The organism is Shimazuella alba, from assembly GCF_009831235.1.
Lineage (GTDB): Bacteria > Bacillota > Bacilli > Thermoactinomycetales > Thermoactinomycetaceae > Shimazuella > Shimazuella alba.
In genome coordinates this window covers 21246-27961 of sequence record NZ_WUUL01000022.1, presented here as the reverse complement: position 1 = coordinate 27961, position 6716 = coordinate 21246, and the positions used below count along the sequence as shown (strand labels likewise).

At 37.6% G+C, this 6716-nt stretch carries 6 protein-coding genes; 2 read left to right on the top strand and 4 right to left on the bottom strand.

Annotated elements, in window-relative coordinates; genetic code table 11:
- Nucleotides 1–23 precede the first annotated feature (23 nt).
- Nucleotides 24–587, bottom strand: a complete 564-nt coding sequence (locus tag GSM42_RS19770; protein ID WP_160803289.1) for a DUF2179 domain-containing protein — start codon at nt 585–587, stop codon at nt 24–26.
- Between the two features lie 537 nt (nt 588–1124).
- Here GSM42_RS19770 and GSM42_RS21505 point away from each other — a divergent pair.
- Entirely contained in the window at nt 1125–1289 is a 165-nt protein-coding gene (locus GSM42_RS21505) for a dihydrofolate reductase family protein (protein ID WP_160803288.1), read from the top strand.
- A gap of 516 nt (nt 1290–1805) precedes the next feature.
- Here the strand turns inward: GSM42_RS21505 and GSM42_RS19760 are convergent.
- The 3 genes from GSM42_RS19760 to GSM42_RS19750 all read right to left on the bottom strand — a co-directional run bounded on the left by GSM42_RS19760 (nt 1806) and on the right by GSM42_RS19750 (nt 5566).
- Nucleotides 1806–2924, bottom strand: a complete 1119-nt coding sequence (locus GSM42_RS19760; RefSeq protein ID WP_160803287.1) for a class II histone deacetylase — start codon at nt 2922–2924, stop codon at nt 1806–1808.
- 97 nt (nt 2925–3021) lie between these two features.
- Nucleotides 3022–5031, bottom strand: a complete 2010-nt coding sequence (locus GSM42_RS19755; protein ID WP_160803286.1) for a hypothetical protein — start codon at nt 5029–5031, stop codon at nt 3022–3024.
- Nucleotides 5032–5128: 97 nt separating this feature from the next.
- A complete protein-coding gene (locus GSM42_RS19750; protein WP_160803285.1) occupies nt 5129–5566 on the bottom strand; it encodes an Lrp/AsnC family transcriptional regulator in 438 nt (145 codons plus the stop codon).
- Between the two features lie 159 nt (nt 5567–5725).
- On the opposite strand from GSM42_RS19750, the gene GSM42_RS19745 reads away from it, so the two are divergent.
- Nucleotides 5726–6709, top strand: coding sequence for an oxidoreductase (locus tag GSM42_RS19745; RefSeq protein WP_160803283.1), 984 nt, complete (start codon nt 5726–5728; stop codon nt 6707–6709).
- Nucleotides 6710–6716 lie beyond the last annotated feature (7 nt).

The following is a 6716-nucleotide window of genomic DNA, read 5'->3' as shown; positions in this document are numbered from 1 at the left end:
AAACTCCTCACAATAGAGGAGTTTTAAATTTGATAAGCTTTTTTCTTTTTTGGCAAGGTAATCAGACTAGAAGCTCTACGGAATGGTTGAAAGGAGAACCCACCCTGAAAATGTTTAGGTTCATAAGCTACCATAAATGCATTTGGATCGAGTTCGGAGATCTGCTTCGATAATCTATTTTGCTGTTTGCGATGTGCTGTGATAGAAAGAACCAATCTTTCTCCTTCCATCCCTTCTCCAAACCACGCTGTAACCCCATAACCAGCTTCTCGTAGTTGTTGTACAAGTTGAATATTTTCTTTTTTCGTGATAACAGAGATATTCAGATAACCAAGTGCAAGCTTTTCTTCTAATTTCATACCTAAAAACAATCCAACTCCATAACTTACGCAATAAACAACTAGATTAATAGGCTGATCCAAATTATCCAACACAATTTTAAACCCAATCACATATACCAACACATCAATAGCACTTAGCAAGGAGGCCATAAATTGGTAGCCTTTGATGGTTAAGATGGTACGTACCGTTAGCATAGATACATAAACGAGTTGCAATACAACAATAAGCAGCAAAGTGGTTAACATAAGTCAGCCCTTCTTTTCTTATAAAATGCTGTCTAGATCCTTGAGAGAGGATATCCGCTTATATAAGGAGGTATGAGTGCAATAAATATCGGAAACCTCTTGTTTACGCAAGGAATCATTCTTTTAGACGAGAAGATTATATAACCTTCTCGCGTGTCTTTGCAATAACTTATTGAAAATATTTTCTCGTTTTTATCATTAAATATTTCAATGAATAAATGATGTTATTTGCCATTTATAATCGCGATTAATAATGGCTGTGTTTGACGATGATTTCCTAGATTCAAGAAAAATTTAGATGCAGCAAAGTTAGAATGTATCTTAATATGAATATTCCCTATAGGTATATTCGGATCATAAAGCAAATCAACACTAATTGGTAGAATTGCATTTTCTGATTTTGGAGAATTCAATTGGTGAGTAGCAATGTTGCCATAAATACTGATGTGTGTGAGCAAGAAAAAAGGATGGAGCGTGTTTTGATGCACCTCGCGAGCTTATATTTTAAGTTTTCACCCAAGCGGAACCTGTAGCAAAATGTGGGCACTCGCAGCTTTAAAATCCCCAACTAAACAGCAATCGGGTAAGGATATCTATGTATCAGGTGGTGCATCTCTAGAAAAATCACTATTGGAACTTGGCTTGATCGATAAGCTAAACTTGTTTGTTCACCCTGGCATTCTTAAGCCACAAAAAAAGTAAAACTAGTTGACTCCACTACTTTCTCTACTGGAGCCGTACATCTAAATTACCAAAAAGCATAAGTATGCTATAAATCAAATCTACGAATATGGAGGAATCATCATGAAAGGAGTGACTGAATATATCAATAAGATAACCGAAGACTGGCAGGTGGAAATTAGCAACCAAATCGTAGAATGATCCATCAAGCAATTCCTAGGATTGATGAACAGGATAAATACAAACAAGCCTTCTATTCTTTATATGGAGAGCGAGTATATGTTTTTTTATGCGAAAAACTGGCTTAATGTAACCTTATTTCATGCCACAGTCTTTAGAAGTACCAACAGGATTTTTTGAAAAAGGTGCCAAACCGGAACGCAAAGCCATAAAAATACGTCAGATGATTTTGACTATGTTTTTCGGGAGCTGCTGAAACAAGTTGCGAAGAGTATTTCATCAGTATGATTTCGTAAATTCACCTGTTTAGGTGGATTTTTTTATAAAAAAAGAGAGCCTATAACAAGGCTCCCAATACTAAGCGAAGTACCAGAAATCACGGTGAAATTGCTTTACTTGTGTGACTACAGCTTTTTGATGATCTAGTAAAATATTTGTAGGCAGAGATTCGATGCCCAGCTGGAATGGATCTTCTAACACTTTGCTTTGAAGTCCACTGATTGCTTCGATAACACGAAGAGTACAAAAAGGAACATAAGCAGAACTATATCCGCCTTCGTGACACAAAACCATTTTTCCAGAACAATGTTTATCTGCTATTTGTTTTACTTTTGTTGCAATTTGACGGAATCCTTCAGCTGTCACCATCATTTGGGCAAGAGGATCAAAAACACTAGGATCTTGACCAGCAGACACAAGAACAAGGTCAGGCTGAAATTGCTCCGCAGCTGGAAGAACAATCTCATCTAATGCGTGTAAATATCCAGCATTACCAGTTCCAGCAGGTAGTGGGATGTTTATATTGTAACCTTGCCCTTCGCCTTCTCCTATTACTTCTGCCATCCCTCGATTAGGAGGAAAGGAAAATTCTTGATGCAAGGAAACAAAGAGGACATCAGGATCTTGCAGAAATGCACTTTCCGTACCATTTCCATGGTGTACATCCCAATCGATGATCAGTATTTTTTTCAATCCATATTTTTTTCTCGCATAATTAGCAGCTATGACAACATTATTAAATAGACAAAAGCCCATCCCAAACGTTTTTTCTGCGTGATGACCAGGGGGACGTGTTAGCACATAAGCATTCTTCACTTGCCCATTCATTACCTTATCTACACCAGTCAATGCTCCACCAGTAGAAAGCAGCGCAATTTCATAAGAGCCATTTCCGACAATAGCAGCTTCTCCTGCGTCACCACCCGTCCCAGCGCTGAGTGTCTTCACTTTTTCCATATATTCTGGAGTATGGTAGTAGGCGATTTCTTCTTCGGTAGCACTTCTTGGTGCGATTGACTCTAGTTCATGAATAAAACCGGTTCTATCCAGTAAATTTTTAACTCTGCGTTTTGTTGCTGGATTTTCAGAGTGAATATCTGATTCAATCCATCCTCCAGCTCGCATAAACAACGCGCCGTTTCCTGTATCATGCCAGAAGTAACTTTCATCATAAATAAAGCCTGTTTTTTTCGACATGCCGATCTTCCTCTCATGGTGTTTAGTAATTCATGTTCCTTGTTGATCGATTTGTAGAGGGAAAACAAGTTTACTTCAGATCTTATAACTGGCTGTCCTATCCTCTGGAATCGCGGTTGTTTTTCTTAATCATCAGCGAAGGGCTATACTTCAAGTAAGATATCAATCCGCTTATACCAAGTAAGGAAAGAGTAACAAACAATAACAGTCCTGTCCAATGAATTCCTAACCATTTATAACTGGCGACATTTTCAAAGATGAGTTCTAGTAAACCACTAAACAAAACAGCTGGAAATCCAAAGATAGTGATCAGTACTACCAATCGATTTGTCTTTAAAGTGGTATGGTTTTCAATGATTTGTTCTAGTTCTGAAATGGACTCATACAGTTCCTGCAATTGCGATTGAAGCGTCCAACGCTTTTCAATCGTTTTACGAAAAAGTTGTAGATGATAGTCAGTAGATGAAAACATAGTAGTCAATATCGTGTATCGAATTTTCGTTTTATTTTGGCTAATCCAGTGGTTAATTTCAATCAGTTTTTGATTGGACAAGGTTTGCTTACTGGCTAACCATTTCAGTACTTTTGACATCATTTGGATGCAATCTTTGTGAATTTCTTGGAATAGGGTAACTTGTTCAACCACATTTTCCACTTCTTGTTGATACTGTGTAAGGTTTAATGGCTCTGTATTCCAATCATCTAGCAAAAAAACGCCATTCTCATGTATAACTGCATATCCAAATGGAGTTTCGAGAAAATCAAACGAACTCTCTGGAGGCAAGGGGTAGATCGGTGGTGCTAAATCCCCAGATATCCGTGAGGCGCAAATCGCTAGGTATCGTTGTAAGGTCGGTGAAGTAACCAGCACTTGTTGTTGTCCAAGAGAATTCCATTTTGCTGCTGTTAAAAATTTCTCGTTTTTCCAAACGGGTTTGCATTCATATATTTTACAGGAATCTCCGATTGTCCCATCTGCTAAAAAGGGATTTACTGTAATAGATTTAGCTGGATTATATAATTCCCAGATAACATTGATTACATCAGACCATTGTACTTTGGAGTGTTCTTTTTCATGCTGTTTGCATTTTGGAGCAGTTATGGTTTGATAGTTACCATTTTGATCGTGCCACAAACAATCAGCAGGTCGATTTTCTCCCCATCGTTTGTTTTCTAGTTCTTCTAATTTTCGCCATAAATCTTTTAAATGAAGATTTAACTGAGATTCTACTTGGATAACGATATCTCTTCCTGTTCCACTCAATTCTGGACGGCAAATCGCAAAAAATTGAAATCCAGATTCGAGCCAAGTACGATCTTTATCATGGATAAGAAAGGATTTAAGTAAACCAATATACGTATTTTCGGTAGTGATAAATGCATCTACTAGCATGGTTTTATTGGAATTTTTAATTGGTAGCTCCAATTGGGTTATGGTTGCTTGTTTCATGCTCAATTCATATTTTTGGTACTCTCTTTTTAGGTAGAGGAGGGCTCGGTTATATTCTTCAATATGATCAGAATGCGGGACTTCATAAGGTAGAACTTGATCCATCATAAGAGAAATAGCCAAATAGATACAAGCTCGAAGTCCTTCTGTAACACGAGATTCATCGATAATGGTAAACATTTTACCATTGGCATCTATCTGCTCTTCGATAAGAAAAAAAGAATGTGCTAATGCACTGTGCAAACATCCCCATGATTCAAAAGGTTTTCCTGTTGTTTTAACATCATCTAACTCCCAGCGAATGGTATAGTCAATCCATTCAAAAGGGAAATTTTTTCGGTCTACGCCATGATGCCGGCAATAAAACATAATAAATGTCAAACATGCATCTAATGATAAATCTTCAAAATAAAAGGAGTATTCTTGAAAGGGCTTATTGTGGAGGAGATGTAATTCTTCTAAGTGATATAACATTTCAGTAGTAGATTCAAAACCATCATTTTGATAATGATGGACAAGTTTGTTTTGATAATAAGAAAATAGTTCATTTCCAATAAAGACTTCATGATCAGTAAAAGGAATTTTATTTGGTTCGTACTGAATGGTAACATCTTGCAACTCATTATATAACTGCTGTAAACAATCGATAAGTTGCATTGCCCACATCCTTTTTATAAAAATTTTAGATTATAGAAATATTGTATCAAAAGGGATTGTTTTTTTAAATAAAAAAGAGACCAGCTCTAAGGTCTGGTCATGAATCATAATCAAAAGACATCAATTTAGACTCGATTGGAGTAGAGAGAACTGTCATTGTTGTGGTGTGCCCATATTGACTGCAAGTAAGGATAAATTCTTCTAATGTACGCATGGAACGGGTCATCACTTTTATCATAAAGTTAAACTGCCCACTTAATTGATGTGCTTCTACTACTTCGGGAGATTGATTACAAAACTCAATCAGTTTTCCACAATTCCCCGCTTGGATCAATATATAAGCTGTTACATGTTTTCCTAGTTTTTCGGGATCAAGGATCACTTTGTAACCTTGGATGACTCCTTTTTCTTCTAACTTTCGAATTCGCTCGCCTACTGCCGGCTGAGTCATATTGATCAACCTTCCGATTTGAGAGACCGTAATTCGGGCATTTTTCTGCAAAAGTTCTACGATTTTTGCATCAATCGCATCCATTTTTTGAACAACCTTTCTATGCTGCTTTCAGATGTTAAGGGAGACAGGATAAACACTTATAAATCAAAAGTAAAGCAAATGAAATGCTTTTGGTTTCCTATGTAAGAGCAACTTCCTTTATTGTAAGCTTAATTCAACAGACAAGAGGAGGTTAACCATATGATAAAAACTATCACAAGTCCAGTGAAAATCGGTAAGCTAGAGCTAAAAAATCGGGTGATTATGGCTCCGATGCAAACCAATAAAGGAACAATCGAATCATTTGCCAATGACTATCATATCAAACATTATGCTGATCGTGCCGAAGGTATCTCCATGATGATCATCGAATCGACTGCTGTTTCCCCTGACGGTAGGTTATTTCCAGATGATATTGGCATCTTTCGGGATGAACACATTGAACCATTAAAGCAAATCGTCGATGCTGTTCATGCAAAGGAAACAAAAATTTTTGTTCAGTTATCCCATGGGGGAAGAAAATCTTGGCCGGAAGTGACAGATCGACTCATTGGACCCAGCTGTATAGCTTATGATGAGCATTATGGTGAACCCAATGAGATGACAGATGAAGATATCACACAAGTCATTGAAGATTTCCGCTTGGCATCTAGAAGGAGTTTACAAGCTGGATTCGATGGCATAGAGCTTCATGCTGCTCACGGTTTTTTACTCCATGAATTTCTTTCTCCTCTATCCAATCGACGTACAGATAAGTATGGAGGATCGATAGAAAATAGAGTGCGGTTGGTTCGTGAAGTATTAGATGCGATCCGTTTGGAAGTGGGAAAAGACTATCCTGTGATTATTCGAGTCTCGGCATCTGAATTTGATCCAGAAGGGCTAACACCAGCTGATATTGGAAATGCAATGACATATCTGGAATCATCCTTGGATGCTGTTCACGTATCCTCGGGAGGGCTGCTGCCAACAACTCCACTGACCACACATGAAGGATACCAAGTACCTTATGCGGCTGTCATCAAACAATATGTGAAGTTGCCAATTATCGCTGTAGGGAAAATATATACGCCAGATTTGGCGAATGCTATTTTGGCTGATCAGCTAGCTGATATCATTGCGATTGGTAGACCATTGCTTGAAGAGCCCTTGTTTGTGAAAAAGATGATAGCATTTAGAAGTTAAAAAATGA